Source organism: Neisseria bergeri, from assembly GCA_003044455.1.
Lineage (GTDB): Bacteria > Pseudomonadota > Gammaproteobacteria > Burkholderiales > Neisseriaceae > Neisseria > Neisseria bergeri.
In genome coordinates this window covers 1-958 of sequence record POWY01000037.1, presented here as the reverse complement: position 1 = coordinate 958, position 958 = coordinate 1, and the positions used below count along the sequence as shown (strand labels likewise).

The following is a 958-nucleotide window of genomic DNA, read 5'->3' as shown; positions in this document are numbered from 1 at the left end:
ATATCGTCAGCAGTTTGCGCATACATGCCGTAACGGCAACCTTATACGGCTTACCCTTGGACAGCAGGCGTTGGTAGAAATCCCGAATAAGCGGTTCAAAACGTGTCGCTGCCACGGTAGCCATATACAGCGCCTTACGTACCGCAAACCTTCCGCCAAAGCAGCGGCTTTTGAATTTGGTTTCCCCGCTCTCCCTCGGGTGCGGGGCAATGCCGGCCAAACCCACTATCCGTTTGTGCGACAGCCGCCCCAATTCAGGCAGCATCGCCATCAGCGTAGCCGTCGTTATCGAACCGATGCCTTTGATTTGCTCCGCCACTTGGGCTTTGCCGTCAAAATGCGTGTGGGTGTGGTCGTCGATTTGTTTGTCCAATTCGTCAATCAGCCGGTCAAAATGGGCAATCGGTTGTTTGACGCTTTCGACTTGCGTTTCATGAACCTGATGCAGACGGTTTTTCTCGGCAGTCCGCATATCCACCAGCCGGTTGCGGCGGTTGGCCAAGGCTTCCAACACTTCTTCCGCTTCGGTGGGCGGGTGGTAGAGCATGGTTTGCCAACCCTCTTTCTGCGTCATCATCTGTGCGAAGAAGGCGAGCATTTGGGCATCTTTAACATCGGTTTTGGTCAGTGACTGCGATTGGGCAAACTGATGCGTCTGACGCGGGTTGGCGATGATCACGGCTATGCCTGCGCGGTGGATGGCTTTGGCGGCGGGGATTTCGAGACCGCCGGTACTTTCCATGACGACGAGTGCGACCTTGTGTTTTTAAGGTATTCGATAGTATGGGCGATACCTTTGGGGTTGTTGGTTTCGGTTTTGGTTTTAGACAAAGACGAAACGGCGATGACGAAGTTTCGTTTGGCGATGTCGATACCTGCACAGTTGTATTGGGTACTCATCATAAACCTGCCTTGCATTCGGTTGTATTGTCTGGCAACTGTCCGGTTGTGTCGATGG

The 958-nt window shown here is 53.3% G+C and carries 1 pseudogene; it reads right to left on the bottom strand.

Features of this window, described 5'->3' with window-relative positions:
- A pseudogene (locus DBY86_RS12775) lies at positions 1–918 on the bottom strand (IS110 family RNA-guided transposase); the annotation flags it as partial.
- Positions 919–958 lie beyond the last annotated feature (40 nt).